Origin of the sequence: Bacteroides sp. An322, assembly GCF_002161765.1 — a bacterium.
Classification (GTDB): domain Bacteria; phylum Bacteroidota; class Bacteroidia; order Bacteroidales; family Bacteroidaceae; genus Phocaeicola; species Phocaeicola merdavium.
The window spans coordinates 105690-126553 of record NZ_NFIN01000006.1 but is presented as its reverse complement, the minus strand read 5'-3'; the positions used below and the strand labels follow the sequence as shown (position 1 = coordinate 126553).

Sequence of the window (20864 nt, the reverse complement as noted above, 5' to 3'; positions counted from 1 at the left end):
TGTTTAAAAAAGACATAAGAGAGGCTTACCGACTTAAAAAAGCCGGCAAACCATTTGCTTATTATGATATTCTGATTACCTTACCTTGAAAACTGGAGCGATCTTATTTAATTGTTTACCAGGAAGTTCTATTGAGAGTCCTTCTGCCGTACGTTTGAAATTCACCTTTCCGTATCCTAACAGTTCCACTTCCTTTATTTCTTCGGGATAAAGTTCATTCCCTTGTGCAAGCGATTTTACAATCACCTTTTTGTTTTCAGGCCAAGCCAAAGCCGTTACATACAAATCATCTCCCTTTTGGGTGAAACGTATTTCTTGAGCGGTAGTATTGGTATAAGAGCCTTCGTTGAATCCTTGGGCATTAATAGCGATATCCGAATTAGCTATCGGTCCTTCCCCAAACACCTTCCAAGGGGTTGTATCATAGATAGCTTCTTTATTGATGTTCATCCAGTCACCAAATTCGGTCAGGATTTTCGCTTCTTTCTCATCAAATGTTCCGTCAGCACGCAAAGGTACGCTCAGCAACAGATTGCCGTTCTTGCTCACTACATCCATTAACAGTTTCACTACATCGGCAGCTGATTTATAACGGTCGTTGTCATAAATCGACTGGTCGTAATGCCAACCGCCTAAGCAAGTACAAGTCTGCCATTTATCAGCAACAATTTCGTTGGGTGCCCCACGCTCTACGTCCCATACCAAAGCCTTGCGCTGTTCTTCATCCAATATCTTACCTGTAAGCACCGCCTCCAGTTTACCATCATGTGTAGCCATACTGTGATTATAGAGGTGTGCGGCAATCTTCAATCCGGCATCGCTGATCGGATAGAACGGAAGAACCGTCACATCAAAATACAAAATATCCGGATTATAGCGATTGATGACATCCAATGTACGGTTATAGAAATTTGTCACAAATTCCTGTGAAGGCATGCAGACGCCATTTCCCCATGCCCATTGGCGATGTATCGCACCGTCATCCCAACTGTCTTCACTCATCGGATGATTCTGCGCATAAAGGTCTTGCGGATCATAACCTTCCCACCATTTGCCTTTGCCATCGGCTTTAGTCAGCTTACCATCGTAGGGAATGCCTTTCTTCGGACCGATTGTATCGTGACGTTGTGATGTTTCATACCACGACCATGCATGGTCTGCATGGAGGCTGACACCGAAAGGAAGACCTTGTTTACGAGCCGCTTTCTCCCATTCAGCCAATATATCACGCTTCGGACCCATATTTACAGAGTTCCATGGCTGGTACTTGCTGTCCCACAAGTCGAAATTATCATGATGATTGCCCAAAGCAAAGAAATATTGCGCACCTATTTTCTTATAGAAAGCCACTAATGAATCAGGATTCCAATGTTCTGCTTTAAATAAAGGAATAATATCCTTGAAACCCACTTCAGAAGGATGTCCGTAATGTTCTACATGGTATTTATATGCATGCGAACCTTCCATATACATCGAGCGAGCCATCCAGTCGCCTGTACCTTCCACACATTGCGGTCCCCAATGTGCCCAAATACCAAACTTCGCGTTACGGTACCATTCAGGCACCTCGTAATTCTTCAACGACTCCCAAGTTGGTTCAAACTTACCCGTCATCATCGGTTCGTCAGCTTCAGAGACCGGCACTTCATAAGGAGATTTCGGAGTTTGACTACACGACACGAAAGCCGCGCACAACAATGAAAAGAATAAAGCCTTGTTTTTCATACATTGTATTATTTAGTTAATGACTATAAATTATTCACTGCACAAAAGTACAGAATAAAACCGTTCCAATATAGGATATAAACGTGTTATAATAGGACTTTATCGACTTATTCTATTAATTTTAAGAAGAAAATCTGACAATAACGACATTTCATAGGACTATTTCGACATTAATTCGAACAACAAATATTTTGAGAATTCATATACCTTATATATATTTGCAGGTGTCAACCAAAAGGTTTCATTATCATGAATTTCTCAATAGACCAACTGCATCCTCTAGTACTAAATGCCGGATTGGCTATTCACAATGCCGACTGGAATTGGAAAAACGTCGTTAGTCCCTTTGTCCGCCTATATTATGTAACGGAAGGAACCGCACAAATAGAACTGCCCTCTGGAATTTATCAACTAAAACCTCAACACATGTATTTTATTCCAACATTTACCAAACACAATACGATTTGCGATTCCTACTTCTGCCACTACTACATGCACATCTACGAAGAAAACCAACAAGGTAAGAATATATTAGACGAATGGAACTTCCCAATAGAAATACCTGGCAATGAAATGGATTTGGCATTGATAAAACGTTTCTGCGCCATTAATCCACACATGAGCCTACAAAAATCAGATCCTACAACTTATGATAATAACGTAACGCTCATGCAGAATCTCTTAAAAAATAAGCAACGGGCTTTTTATGACAAAGTAGAATCAAGGGGAATTGTTTACCAACTCCTCTCTCATTTTATGAAATATGCGCAAGCAAAATCGGAAAACAGGGACGAACGTTTAGTGAAAGTGTTATCATACATCCATAACCACATTAACAAAAACCTAAATATAGACGAATTGGCTGAACAAACATGTTTATCCAAAGACCACTTCATCCGTCTGTTCAAGCATGAAATAAAAACGACTCCACTACAATACATCAACCAAAAAAAGATAGAAAAAGCCCAACTTACATTGGTAACAAGCGACACTTCAGTAAAAGACATCGCCCTCAATCTCGGCTTCGAAGACTATTCTTACTTTAACCGTTTATTTAAGAAATTAGTCGGTACTACTCCACAAGAATACCGGCATTCTTATCACTAAGTAAAACCAAGAGGACACAGAGAAATTAACACTCTGTGTGCCTCTGTGTTTCAATTTATTTCTTAATACGCATGCAAGCACCTCCACCCGGAGCCAGTTTGGCTTGAATAGAATCTCCAGATTTCACTTCCTGTGTTTTCACTTGATACGTTTCCCGATTCGTCAAATAATGGGCATCCTCGCTATCCAACATCAATTGTATCGTATAAAAGCCCTCAGGAAGGAAGTCCAAAGGGATAGACAAAGTACGCGCCTCCTCGTTCGTAACTGCAGCAACCAAGTATTCCGTTTCTGTCTCACGCATCATCACGATATATTCTCCTATCTTACCCATCAAAGTCTTGCTTTCTACCCAAGGCATTTGCTGAGCAGACAAGAAAGCCAATAGTTCAGGATATTTACGATACATCTCCGGAATATCTGGAATAATCGTTACGCCTGAGAAAGTGATTAATGTGCGGGCTGCTTCGGACACTACCGTAGAAGGAACCGGCTTGTTCTCATCCACACGAGTGGTATTGCCTTGACGCAAATCAAACATACCATTATTCATATCCAACGGACCTGCCAACATATTGACAAAAACAGCTGTTACAAAAGTTTTGGGTTCGAATACCCGATGGGCATCCAACTGAGCCTGACAATATTCGCGGGTAATGGCATTGGGCCAAGTACGCATTTGTCCGTAAGGATGAACCGGTCCGTCATGGAAATCAACCAGCAACTTATTCTCGGCACACAAACGGGTAATCTGTTGCGTCCAAGCATTCTTTTCTTCCGGAGTTCCATTCATAAACCCATATTTTACTCCAGCCGCTCCCCATTCGCTATATTGCTTCAAGGTTTCTTCTATCGGATATTGCCGCCCGCCAACATCATTCAGATACAACCAAATGCCGACTCCTTTCTCTTTCCCATATTCCAAGATTCGTTTTACATCGTTCACCTTACCTCCTGACAACGGATCCGATTCGTCATCAAACTCCGGTCCATACCAATTCGCATCCAAGACCAAATACTTGAATCCTTGCTCGGAAGCAAAATCAACCATACGCACCCACGAGGGATAAGTCATCGTATAGGTAAAGCCATCGTCTGTAATTGCACCGTTAATACGCCAGTCCCATACAGCCACCCCGGGCTTTACCCATGAAAAATCACCTGCAGGTTCCGGATTCAACAGTTCAAGCAAATGCGAATCGACCATCTCTCCCGGTGTTTTCCCGTGCAAGACAACACGCCACGCAGAAACATACCCCGGTTCCAATTGAGCAGGCTTGGAAGCTACGTTAAATGTTTGTTCTCCTTTCAATGAAGATAAGAGCAAAGGTTCTCCCATCCTTAAATCGGCTTCATGAAGAGCCATAAACTGATGCTCGCCTGCCTGAATGGTCATAACAGGTTGACGCTCTCCTTCTACCTCACTCAATTTATCCGGTCCTAAATTATGAAATTCGCCATTATAGAACCATGCCGTATAATCACCGGCAAAGTTATATTGAGTAGATTCGCCTACAACCTCCTCGCTCGGCTCAGCTTCTTGCGGAATCATATACCGAAAAGCAGCTCCATCGTTATATACTCGAAAGACAACCTGGATTTGGTTAATGCCTTGTTGCCCGTCCGGTGCTTTAAACGATAAGAGTAGTTCATTATATTGGTCTTTCACTTCTCTTCGTTTTCCCCAAACCGGCTTCCAAACCCCATCGTAGCAGGAAACAGATGACGAAACACTCCAATCTGCACCGGGAATCATTCCTTGATGTTTCCCTTCAAAGCCAATACGAGAAGAAGCGATTAATTCTTCTCCTTGGGCTGCAAACGAGTAGACATAAAGTCCGGAAGAATCTTTCGAAACAGACACTTCTAAAGCCTCATCGGGAGAAACGACCCGAAAGCCTGCAGATGACTGACACGAATAAAGCAGAATCATAAGGCAAACGAACGCAAGTAAAAAAAGAATCTTTTTCATAAGCGCATTTCTAAATCATCACTCAAACTTCACTCTTTCCAATTCCACCTCACCGCTACGGATAACCACTTCGCACGCTACAGAATCTGTAGGCAAAGCCTCAACGGAACGCAAGGTCAGTTCTGTCTTTTCATAAGGGGCAAGAACGGGAACCTCTCCTTTTGCCAATGATTGGTCGGCTGAATAGATTTCTACTTCAGTCGGTTGAGAAGCCGATAAGCCGAAATTTTCCACTTGCACTTTCCATACATTTTGTTCTCTATCGTATATCGGACGACGGGCAGAAAGCAGAGCAGGCGTATAGTCTACGTAAGGCAAACGGGCATAACCATACAACAAATTTCCTTTTACGTCACGCCCTATCAGTTTCGGTGCAAATTCATCGGCAGTGATACCACTTCCTTTTCCATTGAACACCACAATCAAATCGTCGCCTTCTTCCCGAGTCTTTACAGGTTTACAGCCTCTGCCGAAGTTGACTTCGTTGTATGAACCAAACCGCAATGATTCCACATCCACATCAGTTTGCGGATGAAAATCCGGTTCCGCTTTAATACGCACTTCAATACGTTTGGTTGCAGCGGTTATCGGTTCTTCGTTCAATACGGAAAGCATCAAGCCTTTGTTCAGCGGAATGCAAATGTTCTTCGATGAATGCCGGTCGCCAGGCAAGTCTTCCCATTTCAATGTATCTATCACCGCAAAATTCATCTGCACGGCACGCCCTTCCTTATCCTGAAATACCTTCGGACGTTCGTACTTAAACCAATACTCTACTTCACCGTCACGATGTACAGAAACACCGGGAACGTATGCTTCGCCTTGTTCAGTTACCCAATGCAGTCCATCTTTTGAACGTTGGTAAAAAGCGATACGCCCCAGCCAATCGTTTACAATCAAATGATATTGCAAACTGTCCCGCCATACCACCGGGTCTTCAAAACGTCCCTCTACATCCGGATAAACCCGTTTGTCTGTCAATTGCCGGTAAGCCGACAATCCGTCGCGGCTAATCCATACGCCTCCTCCTCGGCATACCATCAGGTAAGAGCCATCAGGACGGCGGGCAAAAGTAAGATTAGAAAGCCCTTCGATAATCTTACGGTCGCGTGCATCAAAATCAAACTTCTGATACATCCACACCGGACTGTCTTCCTTATCGGCTATGTAATAACCGTCAATTACATAAACCACTACACGCCCGTCTGCCAATCGGAAAGCTTCAGGATTATGCCCTTTACCTATCGAATTTTGCACTTGATACGGTCCCGACAATTTATCACTCACCGCATGGAATACAGTCGAGTTTCCCCAAAACATGTGTCCTTTGGGTGAACGCTCGGGCCAACCGCATACATACAAATGATACTTCCCATCAGGAGTCTGCAAGATATTGCCGCCCCAAAACGAAACATCCGGCAATTCGATGCCATTGTCTACATAACGGTTCTGCACACTATCCGTACCCCAAATATGTTGTCCTTTCACTCCATCAGGCATTGGCAAAAAGCGGTCCATAAAGCGTGCACCCGGCACTAACTGTTCCCACTCTACCGGGCGAGGACGTTCGGTTACTTGTGCCTTTAATGAGGTTCCCAATGTCAAAGACAACAACCCTAACGCAAGCAATCTTTTCATATAACCATTTCTTTAAATTAAAACTTCACTAAAATACGGAAAACTTTTCCCGGATTAGCAGCCCATTGTTCCATTGCCTGTTGCGCTTCTTCTGGAGCGACAACAGCCGAAATAAATTCTTCTATCGGACAATTTCCGCTTTGCAGATAATGAATAACCGCACGAAAATCGGCAGGCAATGCATTGCGCGAGCCACGGATGTCCAATTCCTTCTGCACAAAGTACTTGGTTTGGAAAGCCACTTCGCTCTTGGCATAACCGATACATACAACCCGACCAGTAAAACTTACCACATCTACAGCCATCACGTATGTAACCGGACTACCTACGGCTTCTATCACCACATCCGCACCCAAGCCATCTGTCAACTGACGCACACGTTCGCGCACATCTTCCGTTTTAGAATTGATGACATACGTTGCCCCTGTCCGATGCGCCAATGCTAATTTTTCGTCATCCAAATCAACCGCTATCACAGTAGCTCCACGCAACGAAGCACGTACCACGGCTCCCATGCCTACCATACCGCAACCGATAACCACAACCACATCATTATCAATAACCTGTGCACGTGAAACGGCATGAAATCCTACACTCATCGGCTCTATCAAAGCACAATCACGCGGAGATATATTTCCCGCAGGAATAATTTTAGTCCAAGGCAATACAGCATATTCACACATAACCCCATTACGTTGCACACCTAAGGTTTCATTATGCTCACAAGCATTGACACGACCATTGCGGCATGAAGCGCACTTACCACAATTGGTATACGGATTTACCGTTACATACATACCTTTACTAAAACCTTCGGGCACATCCGGACCGATATCCTCTACCACCGCACCAACTTCATGACCTGGAATGACCGGCAACTTCACCATCGGATTACGTCCCAAATAAGTATTCAAATCCGACCCACAAAAACCTACGTAGGCAATCTTAACCAACACTTCGCCGGCATGCAACTCCGGGCGTTCTATTTCTACAACCTTCATATCAGAAGGCGCTACAATCTGAACTGCTTTCATATTCAACTTCAATACTAAATAATACGATTCTTAATTTATTACTTTATATCCCTTCCATCCATAGTAAGCACAGAAAAGGAAACATACCAAAGGTACGATATATGCCACTTGATACATCTGTTCGTTGATATGCATCAAATATGCCGTAAACTGAGGCAGACAAGCATTGCCTACAATCGCCATGACCAAGAAAGCCGAACCGCTTTTGGTCTGCTCGCCCAACCCTTCCAATGCCAAAGAAAACTGCGTAGGATACATGATGCTCATAAAGAACGAAATACCCAACATGGCATACAGTCCTATCTGACCGCCAAATGCCATTACTACCGCACAAAGTGCCACATTGGCTAATGCATAAACTAACAACATATCCTGCGGACGGAACTTCACCATCAGTCCGGTACCAATCCACCTTCCCAACAAGAACATCAGCATATACAGTCCGAAATAAGTGGTAGCCGTAGCTTCGGGCAATCCGGCATACGTACAACAATACACCAAAAACAAACTGTTGATAGCCGTCTGCCCGCCATTATAAAAGAACTGAGCGATTACACCCCAACGCAAATGCCTGTGTTTCAACACACCAAAGTCAATCAGTTTTTCTTTCGACTCGCTTTTCCGTCCTTCATCACCAATCTTAGGCAACTTAGAAAAAACAATCACCACAGCGATCAATAACAAAAGTAAAGCCAATGCCATGTAAGGCAATTTCATTGCGTCCGTCTCCATTTGAATATAAGCATCCCAACCTCCGGAATAGTCCATAGGAAGCGTTTCGCGAGTATATGTATCACCGCTTAGTATCAATTTACTCAAGAACATAGCAGCAATGAATGCGCCCAGTCCGTTGAAAGATTGTGCCAGATTCAATCTACGAGGTGCTGTAGCTGGGTCACCCAATGCCGTAACGTAAGGATTGGCAGCCGTTTCAAGGAAACACATCCCTGTAGCGATAATAAAGAAGATACACAAGTACGCCCAATATTCCTTAATGGTAGCAGCCGGGAAAAAGAGCAGTCCGCCTATGGCGGCAAGCAACAAGCCGAAAACAATACCCGCCTTATAACTATACCGCTTCATAAACATAGCGACAGGTATCGGGAAGATAAAATATGCCAGCCAGTAGGCTGACTCGGTAAACGAAGCCTCGAACGTATTCAATTCACACGTCTTCATCAGCTGCCGTATCATCGTAGGCAACAGGTTGCTGCTGATAGCCCACAGGAAGAACAAGCTGAAGACCAGTGCAAGAGGCAATGTATAATTCTTGTTTTTCATACGCATACCGATTGGGGTTATTCCGACATATTCTTAATGTAAGGCAATTCGGGCAAATCGCCAAAGCCGTAAAAGCTACGTGCATTCTCACCCAAGAAAAGCCGCTTTTCCTCATCCGACAATTCCGATGATTTCGTAATAAAATCATACGACATACGGTAAGTGATAGCCGTAATCGTACGCGGATAGTCCGAACCCCACATCAGTTTCTCAAAGCCCACCAAATCAGCTGCCTCACGAATAGCCCTTACCGCTCCTCGGAAAGGATAAAACTCATCATTAAAAAGCCACGTAATGCCACCCGACTCAATGCGGACATGAGGATGACGAGCCAATTTAATTTGTTCGGTCCAGCCCGGAGTCGTGACCATGCCGAAATGACCGATTGCCACTCTCAGATTCGGACATTCGGCTATCACCTCTTCCAATTCCCCCACCTGTGTATCACCGTCTGCCATATCAATTGAAAGCAATACGCCATTCTGTTCCATCAAGCGGAACATCTGTATCATTTCATCGCAATTCAATTTTACACGTCCTTCCTTCAGCAACAGACGCTGAGCCGGTATTTTGATTCCTTTAAATCCACGGGCTATCAACTGACGGGCTTCTTCCAAATAACCCGGCTTACGGAACTCGCACATACCGCACACGAAAAAACGGTCGGGATAACGCCGCGCGACTTCCTCTAAGTAATCGTTCTGGAACCCGTCGATAAACTCTTGCGTAATCACGGCTGCCCCTACCTGGGCATAATCCATATTCGAAAGAAACACTTCGGCACTGTTCACACCATCCACCATAAAAGGCGGAAGCATCTGCCGTTCCTCGCCCATAAACATCGAGCGTCCATTCAGTAATGTACGGATAGGCAAACCGTCTACCACCGTATCTTGCCTTAGCCACAAATGAGCATGGGCATCTATGATTGTATAAGCCATAATGCACTCCTCCTTTAAGTATTCGCCCAGCTGACACGCATCTGGTCACCAATAATGGCACGAACCTCCTGCAACAAGGTTTCATCCATCGGTTCTTCTACAAACGCTACATTCTTGCGGACATTTTGCGGATTCGCCGTACTAAACAACGTGGTGGCAATGCGCGGATTGCTTACAGCATATTGCATGGCAAGTTTCTCTATCGGATAACCTTTCGCCTTGCAATGCTCCATAGCCCGGCAACAAGCCTCCACTAAGGATTTGGGTGCGGGATGCCAATCGGGTACACCACGTTCGGTAAGCAACCCCATCGACAAAGGCGAAGCATTGATGACACCGATACCTTTTGATTCGAAGTAATCCAAGAAGTCCGCTAGCTTATCATCGCAAAGGCAATAGTGGCAGAAGTTAAGCACCGACTCTACTGTACCGGCAGGTGAATGGTCGATGACCCATTGCAGGTTTTCCAATTGTAAATCGGTAATGCCCACGTGCCCCACAACGCCTTTCTCGCGCAAGGCTACTAAAGCAGGCAATGTTTCATCTACCACCTGATGAAGGTCGGCAAACTCAATGTCGTGCACATTTATCAAATCAATATAATCAATGTGCAGACGCTCCATACTTTCGTACACGCTTTCCGTAGCACGTTTGCCCGAATAATCCCACGTGTTCACTCCGTCCTTGCCATATCTGCCTACTTTTGTAGAGAGGTAATATTTCTCACGCGGAATCTCTTGCAACGCCTTACCCAATACAGTCTCTGCCTTGTAATGGCCGTAATAAGGCGATACGTCAATGAAATTCATGCCTGTTTCAATAGCGGTGAACACCGCTTCGATAGCTTCTTTTTCTTTAATGTCATGGAAAACGCCCCCTAATGAAGAAGCGCCGAAACTGAGCGATGATACCTTCATGCCCGTTTTTCCGATTTCATGGTATTGCATAATTTTTTCGAATTTAATGGTTACAAAGACAAAGGTAAGCCAAGATAAACCTCATCAGTCCGTGACCTCATCAGAAAATATACGTAATGGTTTACGTAAAATATCCGTATATCTGTACCGTTATTCCGTAAAAAATGCTTTCTTTGCAAATGGATACAGAAGAAACCAATAATCAAACATTCATGAACAACCTGAAGCATACCTCGCTGAAAGACCTCGCCCAACGGATCGGCGTATCTATTCCCACCGTTTCGCGAGCACTAAAGGACAGTCCCGAAATCAGCCGCGAACTATGTGCCAAAGCCAAACAACTTGCCAAAGAAATGAATTACCGCCCTAATCCGTTCGCCATGAGCCTGAGGAAAAACACGCCCCGCATCATCGGAGTCATCGTGCCCGACATCGTGACGCATTTCTTCTCGTCCATCTTGAGCGGCATTGAAGATACAGCCATAGCTAACGGATATTTCGTCATCATCACTACCTCGCACGAACGTTTCGAACACGAAAAACGAAATATCGAAAACTTGGTGAATATGCGTGTAGAAGGCATCATCGCCTGCCTTTCGCAAGAGACTACCGACTATTCGCATTGGGCATCATTAACAGACATCAATATGCCGCTCGTCTTTTTCGACCGCGTATGCCTGACCGACCGCTTTTCTTCCGTCGTTGCTGACGGAGCCCAATCGGCACAAGCCGCCACCCAACATCTGTTGGATAGTGGAAGCAAGCGGATAGCATTCATCGGAGGTGCCAATCACCTGTATATCGTCAAGCAACGGAAACACGGCTATTTGGAAGCCCTACGTGCCAATAAGATTCCCATTGAAAAAGAATTAGTCGAATGCCGCCGCATCGACTACGATGAAGGAATGCGGGCTACCGAAGCCTTGCTTGCCCTGCCCAATCCGCCCGATGCCATCTTAGCTATGAATGACACCTTGGCTTTTGCCGCCATGGAAGTCATCAAAAGCCACGGTCTGCGCATTCCGCAAAATATCGCCCTGATAGGCTATACCGACGAACGCCATGCCAATTACGTCGAGCCTAAACTTTCCTCGGTATGCCATCAGACTTATAAAATGGGCGAAACGGCATGCCGTCTCCTGATAGACCAGTTGCGAGGAGACCACACCGTGCGCCAAGTGGTGATACCTACCTCACTTCAGATACGGGAAAGCAGTATGAAAAAGAAAATCACAATTGGATGAAAACTATTAAAAAAGAAGGGAATACAAAGAAAAATCAGTATCTTTGTCCCGTAAATCAATTATATACACAACACTATGGAACAAAATCTGCAAACACAGGAAAAGAAGACACCGTTAACAAAGGAAGAAGTGTGGAGACGGATGAGGGAACATAAGAGAAAAAAGCAAGAACTTATCCGACAAATGGAAGAATGTTTAAGAGCAGAATATAAAAAACGTACAGGACAAGAACCAGAATCAATAGAAGTATGGTAACAATTGATCTTATACGTGTTAATGCAAACGCTCTTTATACCGTCAAACCTGCACCTTATGCTGAGCTGTCATATATGTTAACTACGGACTATGGCGTAAACTACACAATAAGTTTTATGCCAAGTGACCTTATGTCGGAATATGACGCTTATGAGTTTGCGATATCTAACACGAACAACCGCAAGTCTCCGCGTGACTACAAGCTACGTCAAGCCATTTTGTCCTTGATTTATGAATTTTTCCGCCAGCGGAATGCCGTTATGCTTTATTTATGTGAAACGGGCGACAACCGGCAGAAATATCGGAGCCGTTTGTTTGAATCGTGGTTCCGCTCATCGGGGTATCAGAAAACATTTGTTTTAATGACAGCAGAATTGCCAGACGAATACGGCATTTGGAACTACGTTGCCCTTATTCTTCGTCCTGACCATCCCCAATTTGTATCCATCGCCCAACAATTCAGCGACACGATTGCTTTGTTTCGTGACAAACCCGAATAACCTTATCTCACCGTAATATCCCCAACTCACCCGCTACCCTGCAAGCCTCAATCGAATTGCGCACCTGAAGTTTTTTCAATATCTCCTGCCTGTGACGGTCAAAATATATCCGCAACATCCTTTGTATGGAAATTGCGGATATAAATTATTTTTAATGGTTATCACTCAATGTAAATGTAACTTTCGACCGAACATCTATAGCCGAAGCTGCTATAATCGCCTCAAATTTACCAGGTTCTGCAACCCATTCATGACGGGTATCATCAAAATAACTGAGAGCCTCTTTATCAATCGTAAAAGTTACCTCACACGTTTCTCCAGACATCAACCTGATTTTTTTAAAGCCTTTCAATTCCTTAACAGGACGTGGAAGGGCAGATTTCACATCACGAATATAAAGCTGAACTACTTCTGCCCCTTCACGCTTACCCGTATTAGTTATAGGTACAGTTACCGTAAGAGTCTCATCCGACTTAAACGTCGTTTTATCTACAACAGCTTTCCCATACGCAAAAGTCGTATAACTCAGTCCGTGTCCGAACGGGAAGAGCGGTGTAGTCTTTTCCTTATCCGCCCAACGATAACCGACAAAAATGCCTTCATTGTATTTTACGTCCCAAATGTTACTCCCGTCTGTCCGCATTACGCCCGGATATTCTCCTAATTTGTGCGCACCTACGTCTTCCAACGAAGCCGGGAAAGTGAAAGGCAATTTGCCTGAAGGGTTTACATCACCCATAAGCACAGCAGCAATGGAATTTCCGGCTTCCGAACCTAAAAACCAAGCTTGTACAATAGCTGAAACGTCTTTAACCCAAGGCATTGCAATAGCATTTCCTGAAATGTTCACCACAACGATATTCTTGTTCACTTCAGCCAATGCCGCTATTAGCTTGTCTTGTCCATAAGAAAGATTCAGACTCTTACGATCAGAATCCTCACAATCTTGTCCGGAACTTTTATTCAACCCGCCTATGAAGATAACGCAATCAGCTTCTTTAGCTACCTTTACCGCTTCGGCTATCAGCTCTTCCGGCGTGCGATTGTCGGTAAGGTCTTGTCCTGATTTCACTCCATTATATTCTCCCGAAGGGTCACCTACATAACCGCGTGCATAAACGACTTCGGCTTTATCGCCTATTCGTCTGCGGATTCCTTCCAACGGGGAAATTTCATGTTGCACTTTCAATGAAGAGCTTCCTCCACCTACGGTCATCATCTTAATGGCATTTTCGCCAATAACCGCAATTCGTTTCATCTTGTTCAAGTCAAGAGGGAGCAAATTCCCGTTGTTTTGCAGCAAAACAATGCCTTCTTCCCCAATGCGGCGTGCCGCTTCATAATGTTCTTCCGAGCAAAGAGAACCGTATGGCTTGTTGCGGTTCATTGTTGTACGGAAAGCCAGACGAAGGATACGCCTTACTTTGTCATCCAATTCTTCCGTTCCCACTTTCCCTTCTTTTATCAGTTTCAGATAAGGATTTGCCAGGTAATAATTATCGTATGCATTACTGGTTCCGTCGGAAAGTCCGTTGGTCCAGCTTCCGAACTCCATATCCAAGCCGTTACGGATGGCTTCTTCCGTATCGTGTGTACCTCCCCAATCGGAAATGACCACACCGTCAAATCCCCATTCACCTTTTAATATATCGTTCAACAAACGCTGGTTGTGACATCCGTGTTGGTTTTGATAAAGATTATACGAGCCCATGATAGCCCACGCCTTTCCTTCCTGTACAGCCGCTTTAAAGGCTGGAAGGTAAATTTCATACAAAGCACGGTCATCTACGATAACATTGGTTGTGTGGCGGTTGATTTCCTGATTGTTCAATGCATAATGCTTTACGCAGGCTGCCACACCATTCTGTTGTACACCTTGAATATAAGGCACTACCATTTTACTAGTCAGATAAGGGTCTTCACCCATGTATTCAAAATTGCGTCCGTTCAGTGGAGTCCGGTAAATATTGACTCCCGGACCTAACAACACGTCTTTCTTGCGATAACGTGCTTCTTCACCGATGCTTTTTCCATAAAGCAAAGCCATATCCGGATTCCATGTAGCTGCAAGACAAGTCAATGCCGGGAATGCTACACAAGAGTCATTGGTCCAACCAGCTTGATCCCATTCGTCCCATAACACTTCGGGGCGGACACCATGCGGACCGTCTGTAGTCCAAAATTCAGGAATCCCCAATCGTTTTACACCAGGAGAAGAGAACTTAGACTGAGCATGCGTCATAGCTATTTTTTCCTCTAAAGTCAAGCGTGACAATATACTTTCTATTTGTTCTTCACTTGACTGGTTCTGTGATGTATCGTTATGTTGGGCGTAGGCAGAAATAGCGACAAGCCCTGCAACACAAAATAGCATTGTTTGTTTTATAATTTGCTTTTTCATCCTTTATGTTTTTTAAGTTAATCATTTATCGTGAAGTTTTCATTTCTTTATCCCATTCGCTCAAAGCCGAATCTGCCAATTCACGCATGGTCAATGCATCTGTTTCTGACAATCCTTGAGGAACATAAGTAATGGTCAAAGGACTTTCATGAAATATGACGGCATATTCCATACATGAAGCAAGATAAGACGCTTTCAACGAGGGATGTCGGTTGTCTGTATATAATTGGGAACAAACCTCTGCCCCTTTACGGTCGAAGAGCAGTTCATACGCCAATCCTATAGGGCAAATAACAATTCCGGGAATCTCACGACATACATCACGATAAGAACGTTTAAGCTTTGCCGAAGATTCTTTAAAATGATTCCAGTCATCATTATAAGCCCAATTCATTGGCAAAATAATTGTGGGGACATTATCGTCCGATGTTTCCAGTAATGCACGCTTCCATAACATAACGCTTTGCATCAGAATTTCAGGATAGTCTTTAGGAAGGGAACTTTGTTCTTGCAAAATAATGTAATTCCAATTTCCAGACATCGCCAGACTGCGGGAAACAGGATCATTATAATGGTATAACAACGTACGTCCCAATTGTGTACGTGCATTCCATTGTGCATCTTTTCCCATCATTTTAACCATCTCATTAAACATCATCGGCTGATTATTGTAATCAATCAGACTGTTATTTAAGGAAAGGATGTTAATAGATTGCGCATTAGCGATTCCAACGGCAAATACTATTTGCCATACTATAAAAAATAAATATTTATTCATTGTCCAATCTTTTATATTAGCATCAGCCAAGTTAGATATATGTGTAGACTGAAGAAGATAATTGCGAATAGCAATGCAATATATATTACTTTTTTGAGGAATATTTTTCCCCATTTCGAGACCTGCATTCAGTCTCCGGCGGTTGAATTTCTACGTCTTTGAATTGAGAGGAGTTCAATTGACACAACGTCAATTTTTCTTCGTTTTTTCCCAAGAACCGTGAATAAATGGCTTCCATAATTTCTTATTTTACATTTACAAATACGTTTACATGTGCATTGATTATGTATCGCAAATGTACATATATAAGAAACATGTTACTTCTGTAAGTAAATGTAGGGAGTAGACATTAAAAACCGTAAAGCATTCGTTATTAATACTTTAACAAAACAAATATGTAGAAATAAAATGGAGAAAAGTAAATGGTATAATCATATTATTGCTGTATCTTCCCTAAAGATTTTACTGTATCTGCAATGTTTCTTTAGGAATACTTGCACGATTACGCATTTTCAACCGGTTATTGTAAACCGTTTGCGGAGAGCAGTGTAAGAAATCAGCGAATACTTGCCATTAATCCAGAAGTGAAGATTATGGGAACGCCTTGGACTGCTCCCAAATGGATGAAAGTGGATAATCTCAAGAATAAGCGTCCACATGATTCGTGGACTGGAGGACATTTAAATCCTACCTATTACCAAGACTATGCAACCTATTTTGTGAAATGGATTCAAGCTTTTCAGGCGGAAGGCATTACGATTTATAGCCTTACACCGCAAAACGAGCCGTTAAACCCGGGCAATTCGGCTTCTATGCTGATGTTTTGGGATGAGGAGCGTGATTTCGTAAAGACGGCATTAGGACCGGCACTGAAAGAGGCAGGGCTGGATAACGTAAAAATTTATGCCTTCGACCATAACTATAATTATGACGATAAGGAAGACCAGGCGCAATATCCTTTGCGGATTTACGAAGATGCGGAAGCGGCTGCCTATTTTGCCGGTGCCGCTTACCATAACTATGGCGGACACCGTAGCGAGATGCAGAAAATACACGAAGCTGCTCCCGATAAAGAGTTAATCTTCTCGGAAGCGTCCATCGGAGAGTGGAACAACGGGCGTGACCTTTCAAAATCCTTGTTAAGAGATGTGGAAGATTTAGCTATCGGTACAGTAAACAATTGGTGTGTAGGTGCCATTGTCTGGAATCTGATGTTAGACAGCGATCAAGGTCCGCATGGAGGGCCGGGTGCTTGTGCCACTTGTTACGGAGCGGTGGATGTAAACAATAAAGATTATTCCACCATTACCCGCAATTCACACTACTATGCCATGGCACACATTGCGGCGGTTGTGAAGCCCGGTGCGGTCCGTATCGGAACGAATGCCGTAACCAAAGACAAGATTTCCTATTGTTGTTTTAAAAATACAGACGGCAGCTATGCCTTGGTTGTGGCAAACGGGAACGATACAAAACAACCGATAACCGTAGTTGAGGGGAATCATCAATTTAACTATACGATTCCGGCAAATGCCGTTGCCTCATTCCGTTGGCAGGAACAAAGATAAGTCTGATAAATATACAAATAGAGGAAAACTTGCCCCGATGGAAAAGGATTCAACGTAACGTTCGAGCACTTTAAGGTAAAGCATCTCCCCGACCAACGCCGGTTGGAATGGCTGGAGAAGAACTGATAATAATCTGCTTGCAAAAGGATTGATTTCTGCATAAAGCCAGCTACCTTTTATATTCCAGCCCGTGGAATATACATTCCGCCCGCTGGAATATACGTTCCGGCTGGCGGAATGTACGTTCCAGCCGGCGGAATATAAAACTAATACAGCTTCTCATAAATTATCATACTATCAAAAACACATCTACAACCTATCGGAAATAAGAACAAAATGAAAATTCTTCCCCCTCATTCTTCATTCTTCATTTAAATTCGTTACATTTGCAGGAAATATAAACCTTTAAAATCTCGAATTATGAATTTCCCGACTAATGTAAAGTACACGAACGAACACGAATGGATTCGTTTGGAAGGCGAAGAAGCATACGTAGGTATTACCGATTACGCACAAGACCAATTAGGTGACATTGTCTTTGTAGACATCCCTACCGAAGGCGAAACGCTGGAAAAAGGCGAAACATTCGGCACGATAGAAGTTGTAAAGACCGTATCCGACTTGTTCCTTCCCATCGGAGGAGAAATATTGGAAGTAAATCCGGAACTGGAAGAACATCCAGAACTGGTAAACCAAGACCCGTACGGCAAAGGCTGGCTGGTACGCATCAAGCCGACTGATGCATCGGAATTGGACGAATTGTTAGATGCGGATGCATACAAACAGCTGATTAATGAATAAAGCGATTGAACACAGAGACACAGAGGCACAGAGTTAAAAAATCTCCGTGTCTTTGTGTTCTGAGAAGCAACACCTATATTAATAAGAACAAACATGAAACCAATTGTAAGCATTATCATGGGAAGCACTTCCGACCTTCCCGTTATGGAAAAAGCGGCAGCCCTGCTCAACGAGATGCAAATACCGTTCGAAATGAACGCACTTTCCGCTCACCGCACGCCCGCTGAAGTAGAAAAATTCGCCCGTGAAGCCGCAGGCAGAGGACTGAAAGTCATCATTGCAGGTGCAGGCATGGCAGCTGCATTGCCGGGCGTAATCGCAGCCAATACCACATTGCCCGTTATCGGTATTCCTATCAAAGGCTCCACGCTTGACGGAGTAGACGCTCTGTATTCCATTATCCAGATGCCTCCCGGCATTCCTGTAGCTACGGTTGCTATCAACGGAGCGATGAATGCCGCTATCCTTGCCGTGCAGATGCTTGCCCTGTCCGATGAAACACTGGCGCAGAAGTTTGCCGCATACAAAGAAGGCTTGAAGAACAAAATCGTAAAAGCCAACCAAGAACTGAAAGAGGTGAAATACGAGTATAAAGTGGATTAATCTTATCATTATAAACGCAGAGACGCAGAAGCGCAAAGATATATGTTAGAGAAAACGAGAGTCCACAAAGGCATCAGACTCTGTGCGCTTTACTTACTCTAAAAATAAGACTTTGCGCTTCTGCGTCTCCGCGTTTATTCTTAAAATCAGAAAATAATGGATTATTTCAACTATTCACGCCGCGAGGCAAGCGAAGTCTATGTAGGCGGAGTACCGATGGGAGGCAACCATCCCATCCGGATACAAAGCATGACCAACACGCCTACCACCGATACCGAAGCCTGTGTAGAGCAAGCCATACGCATCATCGAAGCAGGAGGCGAATACGTACGGCTCACTACCCAGGGCACACGCGAAGCCGAGAACCTGAAGAACATCAACATCGGTTTGCGCTCACGAGGTTACGACACACCGCTAATAGCCGATGTGCACTTCAATCCGAAGGTAGCAGAAGTAGCTGCACTTTATGCCGAAGGAGTACGCATCAATCCGGGCAATTACACAGATGCCGCACGCACCTTCAAGAAATTGGAATATACCGATGAAGAATATGCGCAGGAGATCGAGAAAATCCGTGCCCGGCTGGTTCCCTTCTTGAATATCTGCAAAGAAAACCACACCGCTATCCGCATCGGAGTAAACCACGGCTCGTTATCCGACCGCATCATGTCGCGCTATGGCGATACGCCTGCCGGCATGGTGGAATCGTGCATGGAGTTCTTGCGCATCTGCATGGAAGAAGATTTCAAAAATGTAGTCATTTCCATTAAGGCTTCAAATACCGTCATTATGGTGAAAACCGTCCGCTTATTGGTGGAACAGATGGAGAAAGAGGGCATGAATTTCCCGCTTCATTTGGGAGTGACCGAAGCAGGAGACGGAGAAGACGGACGCATCAAGTCGGCATTGGGCATCGGAGCCTTGCTGTGTGACGGATTAGGCGATACCATCCGCGTCTCGCTTACCGAAGCTCCCGAAGCTGAAATACCTGTAGCACGCAAGTTAACAGATTACATCGCGAAACGGAAAGACCATGTATATATACCGGGAAAAGAAGCGGAAGGTTTTTGTTATACCGACCCAGTCCGCCGCACCACAAATCCCGTGGGGAATATCGGTGGAGACCATGTGCCCGTAGTTATTTCGGCACGCCTCAACGGAAAGATGGATACCAGCGAACAGTTCTGCCCGGACTATATCTATTGCGGACAAACTTTGCCCGAAGAACGCCGTGCAGACATCGGCTACATCGTAGACGCGAACCGTTGGGACGGAAGCGAAGGCACATATCCGGCATTCAGCCACAAACAACTGATGGAACTTCATTTCAGCCAGGCGGAACGGAAATTCCTCTTCCTTACTTATATGACATTAGATGAAGAAGCCATTGCCTGCCTGCGCCGCCATCCGGAAACCGTCATCATCGCACAAAGCAATCACGCGAACCGATTGGGCGAATTCCGCGGCTTGGCTCACCAACTGATGACATTGGGGCTGAAGAATCCGTTGGTCTTCTTCCAATTCTACCAAGAAACCGACATCGAAGACTTCCAACTGAAAGCCGCTACCGATATGGGTGCATTAATCATCGACGGTTTGTGCGACGGTATTTTGCTCTACAATAACGGTGACGCGATTCCCGACACCAAGATAGACGAAACGGCATTCGGCATCCTACAGGCAGGACGCCTGCGGACTTCGAAAACCGAATACATCTCTTGCCCGGGATGCGGACGCACACTCTACGACTTAGAGGCAACCATTGCCCGTATCAAGGCTGCTACCTCTCACCTGAAAGGCTTGAAGATAGGTATCATGGGGTGCATCGTGAACGGTCCGGGTGAAATGGCAGATGCCGACTATGGCTATGTAGGTGCCGGAAGAGGCAAAATCAGCCTTTACCGCAAGAAAGAATGCATCGAAAAGAATATTCCCGAAGAGCAAGCGGTAGAAAAGCTATTGGAACTGATTGCAAAAGATACTGAATAATTAAAATTGAACACAGAGGCACAGAGTTTTAATTTCTCTGTGCCTCTGTGTCTCTGTGTTCAATTTTAATTAAAAACTCTGCGCTTTTGCGTCTCTGCGTTTGACAAAAT

16 protein-coding genes and 3 pseudogenes are annotated in these 20864 nt (G+C 44.4%); 9 read left to right on the top strand and 10 right to left on the bottom strand.

Going from position 1 to position 20864, the window contains the following annotated elements; all coding sequences use genetic code 11:
* Positions 1 to 75: 75 nt before the first annotated feature.
* Positions 76 to 1725, bottom strand: a complete 1650-nt coding sequence (locus tag B5F91_RS05245) for an alpha-L-fucosidase (RefSeq protein WP_087428037.1) — start codon at positions 1723 to 1725, stop codon at positions 76 to 78.
* Positions 1726 to 1974: 249 nt separating this feature from the next.
* On the opposite strand from B5F91_RS05245, the gene B5F91_RS05240 reads away from it, so the two are divergent.
* Positions 1975 to 2832 carry an AraC family transcriptional regulator gene (locus B5F91_RS05240; protein WP_087428036.1) on the top strand — a complete coding sequence of 286 codons (858 nt, stop codon included), beginning with the start codon at positions 1975 to 1977 and terminating at the stop codon, positions 2830 to 2832.
* 55 nt (positions 2833 to 2887) lie between these two features.
* Here the strand turns inward: B5F91_RS05240 and B5F91_RS05235 are convergent, their stop codons facing one another.
* From B5F91_RS05235 to B5F91_RS05210, 6 genes are read right to left on the bottom strand one after another with little or no spacing between them, the layout of a single operon-like run.
* Complete coding sequence (locus B5F91_RS05235; protein ID WP_087428035.1) at positions 2888 to 4804, bottom strand: glycoside hydrolase family 97 protein; 1917 nt, start codon at positions 4802 to 4804, stop codon at positions 2888 to 2890.
* Between the two features lie 18 nt (positions 4805 to 4822).
* The gene (locus B5F91_RS05230) at positions 4823 to 6442 is read right to left on the bottom strand and encodes a glycoside hydrolase family protein (protein ID WP_087428034.1); all 1620 of its coding nucleotides are present in this window, start codon (positions 6440 to 6442) and stop codon (positions 4823 to 4825) included.
* Positions 6443 to 6459: 17 nt separating this feature from the next.
* A complete protein-coding gene (locus B5F91_RS05225) occupies positions 6460 to 7476 on the bottom strand; it encodes a zinc-binding alcohol dehydrogenase family protein (protein WP_087428033.1) in 1017 nt (338 codons plus the stop codon).
* A gap of 30 nt (positions 7477 to 7506) precedes the next feature.
* Positions 7507 to 8757 carry an L-fucose:H+ symporter permease gene (gene fucP / locus B5F91_RS05220; RefSeq protein WP_087428076.1) on the bottom strand — a complete coding sequence of 417 codons (1251 nt, stop codon included), beginning with the start codon at positions 8755 to 8757 and terminating at the stop codon, positions 7507 to 7509.
* A 17-nt stretch (positions 8758 to 8774) separates the two neighbouring features.
* On the bottom strand, positions 8775 to 9698 hold the full coding sequence (locus B5F91_RS05215) for an amidohydrolase family protein (RefSeq protein WP_087428032.1): 924 nt from the start codon (positions 9696 to 9698) through the stop codon (positions 8775 to 8777).
* Positions 9699 to 9712: 14 nt separating this feature from the next.
* A complete protein-coding gene (locus B5F91_RS05210) occupies positions 9713 to 10645 on the bottom strand; it encodes an aldo/keto reductase (RefSeq protein WP_087428031.1) in 933 nt (310 codons plus the stop codon).
* Between the two features lie 182 nt (positions 10646 to 10827).
* Here B5F91_RS05210 and B5F91_RS05205 point away from each other — a divergent pair, with 182 nt between their 5' ends.
* The 3 genes from B5F91_RS05205 (at position 10828) to B5F91_RS05195 (ending at position 12614) form a co-directional block, all read left to right on the top strand.
* Entirely contained in the window at positions 10828 to 11859 is a 1032-nt protein-coding gene (locus B5F91_RS05205; RefSeq protein WP_087428075.1) for a LacI family DNA-binding transcriptional regulator, read from the top strand.
* A 75-nt stretch (positions 11860 to 11934) separates the two neighbouring features.
* The gene (locus B5F91_RS05200; RefSeq protein WP_087428030.1) at positions 11935 to 12114 is read left to right on the top strand and encodes a hypothetical protein; all 180 of its coding nucleotides are present in this window, start codon (positions 11935 to 11937) and stop codon (positions 12112 to 12114) included.
* A gap of 116 nt (positions 12115 to 12230) precedes the next feature.
* The gene (locus B5F91_RS05195) at positions 12231 to 12614 is read left to right on the top strand and encodes a DUF6169 family protein (protein ID WP_144025077.1); all 384 of its coding nucleotides are present in this window, start codon (positions 12231 to 12233) and stop codon (positions 12612 to 12614) included.
* Positions 12615 to 12621: 7 nt separating this feature from the next.
* Here B5F91_RS05195 and B5F91_RS15365 read toward each other — a convergent pair.
* From B5F91_RS15365 to B5F91_RS05185, 3 genes and pseudogenes are all read right to left on the bottom strand, one after another.
* Positions 12622 to 12711, bottom strand: a pseudogene (locus B5F91_RS15365) (helix-turn-helix transcriptional regulator); the annotation flags it as partial.
* A 54-nt stretch (positions 12712 to 12765) separates the two neighbouring features.
* Complete coding sequence (locus B5F91_RS05190; protein ID WP_239416247.1) at positions 12766 to 15015, bottom strand: glycoside hydrolase family 3 C-terminal domain-containing protein; 2250 nt, start codon at positions 15013 to 15015, stop codon at positions 12766 to 12768.
* A 25-nt stretch (positions 15016 to 15040) separates the two neighbouring features.
* Complete coding sequence (locus tag B5F91_RS05185) at positions 15041 to 15907, bottom strand: DUF4886 domain-containing protein (protein WP_144025076.1); 867 nt, start codon at positions 15905 to 15907, stop codon at positions 15041 to 15043.
* A gap of 443 nt (positions 15908 to 16350) precedes the next feature.
* On the opposite strand from B5F91_RS05185, the pseudogene B5F91_RS05180 reads away from it, so the two are divergent.
* The 5 genes and pseudogenes from B5F91_RS05180 to B5F91_RS05165 form a co-directional block, all read left to right on the top strand.
* Positions 16351 to 17361, top strand: a pseudogene (locus B5F91_RS05180) (glycoside hydrolase family 30 beta sandwich domain-containing protein); the annotation flags it as partial.
* Positions 17362 to 17391: 30 nt separating this feature from the next.
* Positions 17392 to 17487 (top strand): annotated as a pseudogene (locus tag B5F91_RS14850) (DUF1349 domain-containing protein); the annotation flags it as partial.
* A gap of 294 nt (positions 17488 to 17781) precedes the next feature.
* The gene (gene gcvH / locus B5F91_RS05175) at positions 17782 to 18162 is read left to right on the top strand and encodes a glycine cleavage system protein GcvH (protein ID WP_087428026.1); all 381 of its coding nucleotides are present in this window, start codon (positions 17782 to 17784) and stop codon (positions 18160 to 18162) included.
* 93 nt (positions 18163 to 18255) lie between these two features.
* Positions 18256 to 18765, top strand: a complete 510-nt coding sequence (gene purE, locus B5F91_RS05170) for a 5-(carboxyamino)imidazole ribonucleotide mutase (protein ID WP_087428025.1) — start codon at positions 18256 to 18258, stop codon at positions 18763 to 18765.
* A 156-nt stretch (positions 18766 to 18921) separates the two neighbouring features.
* On the top strand, positions 18922 to 20754 hold the full coding sequence (locus B5F91_RS05165; RefSeq protein WP_087428024.1) for a 4-hydroxy-3-methylbut-2-en-1-yl diphosphate synthase: 1833 nt from the start codon (positions 18922 to 18924) through the stop codon (positions 20752 to 20754).
* The last annotated feature ends 110 nt before the right edge of the window (positions 20755 to 20864 follow it).

What these genes read in the sequence shown, in the direction of transcription:
- B5F91_RS05245 (WP_087428037.1), bottom strand. Translation starts at nt 1,725, where the DNA reads ATGAAAAACAAGGCTTTATTCTTTTCATTGTTGTGCGCGGCTTTCGTG.
- B5F91_RS05240 (WP_087428036.1), top strand. Translation starts at nt 1,975, where the DNA reads ATGAATTTCTCAATAGACCAACTGCATCCTCTAGTACTAAATGCCGGA.
- B5F91_RS05235 (WP_087428035.1), bottom strand. Translation starts at nt 4,804, where the DNA reads ATGAAAAAGATTCTTTTTTTACTTGCGTTCGTTTGCCTTATGATTCTG.
- B5F91_RS05230 (WP_087428034.1), bottom strand. Translation starts at nt 6,442, where the DNA reads ATGAAAAGATTGCTTGCGTTAGGGTTGTTGTCTTTGACATTGGGAACC.
- B5F91_RS05225 (WP_087428033.1), bottom strand. Translation starts at nt 7,476, where the DNA reads ATGAAAGCAGTTCAGATTGTAGCGCCTTCTGATATGAAGGTTGTAGAA.
- fucP (WP_087428076.1), bottom strand. Translation starts at nt 8,757, where the DNA reads ATGAAAAACAAGAATTATACATTGCCTCTTGCACTGGTCTTCAGCTTG.
- B5F91_RS05215 (WP_087428032.1), bottom strand. Translation starts at nt 9,698, where the DNA reads ATGGCTTATACAATCATAGATGCCCATGCTCATTTGTGGCTAAGGCAA.
- B5F91_RS05210 (WP_087428031.1), bottom strand. Translation starts at nt 10,645, where the DNA reads ATGCAATACCATGAAATCGGAAAAACGGGCATGAAGGTATCATCGCTC.
- B5F91_RS05205 (WP_087428075.1), top strand. Translation starts at nt 10,828, where the DNA reads ATGAACAACCTGAAGCATACCTCGCTGAAAGACCTCGCCCAACGGATC.
- B5F91_RS05200 (WP_087428030.1), top strand. Translation starts at nt 11,935, where the DNA reads ATGGAACAAAATCTGCAAACACAGGAAAAGAAGACACCGTTAACAAAG.
- B5F91_RS05195 (WP_144025077.1), top strand. Translation starts at nt 12,231, where the DNA reads ATGCCAAGTGACCTTATGTCGGAATATGACGCTTATGAGTTTGCGATA.
- B5F91_RS05190 (WP_239416247.1), bottom strand. Translation starts at nt 15,015, where the DNA reads ATGAAAAAGCAAATTATAAAACAAACAATGCTATTTTGTGTTGCAGGG.
- B5F91_RS05185 (WP_144025076.1), bottom strand. Translation starts at nt 15,907, where the DNA reads ATGGGGAAAAATATTCCTCAAAAAAGTAATATATATTGCATTGCTATT.
- gcvH (WP_087428026.1), top strand. Translation starts at nt 17,782, where the DNA reads ATGAATTTCCCGACTAATGTAAAGTACACGAACGAACACGAATGGATT.
- purE (WP_087428025.1), top strand. Translation starts at nt 18,256, where the DNA reads ATGAAACCAATTGTAAGCATTATCATGGGAAGCACTTCCGACCTTCCC.
- B5F91_RS05165 (WP_087428024.1), top strand. Translation starts at nt 18,922, where the DNA reads ATGGATTATTTCAACTATTCACGCCGCGAGGCAAGCGAAGTCTATGTA.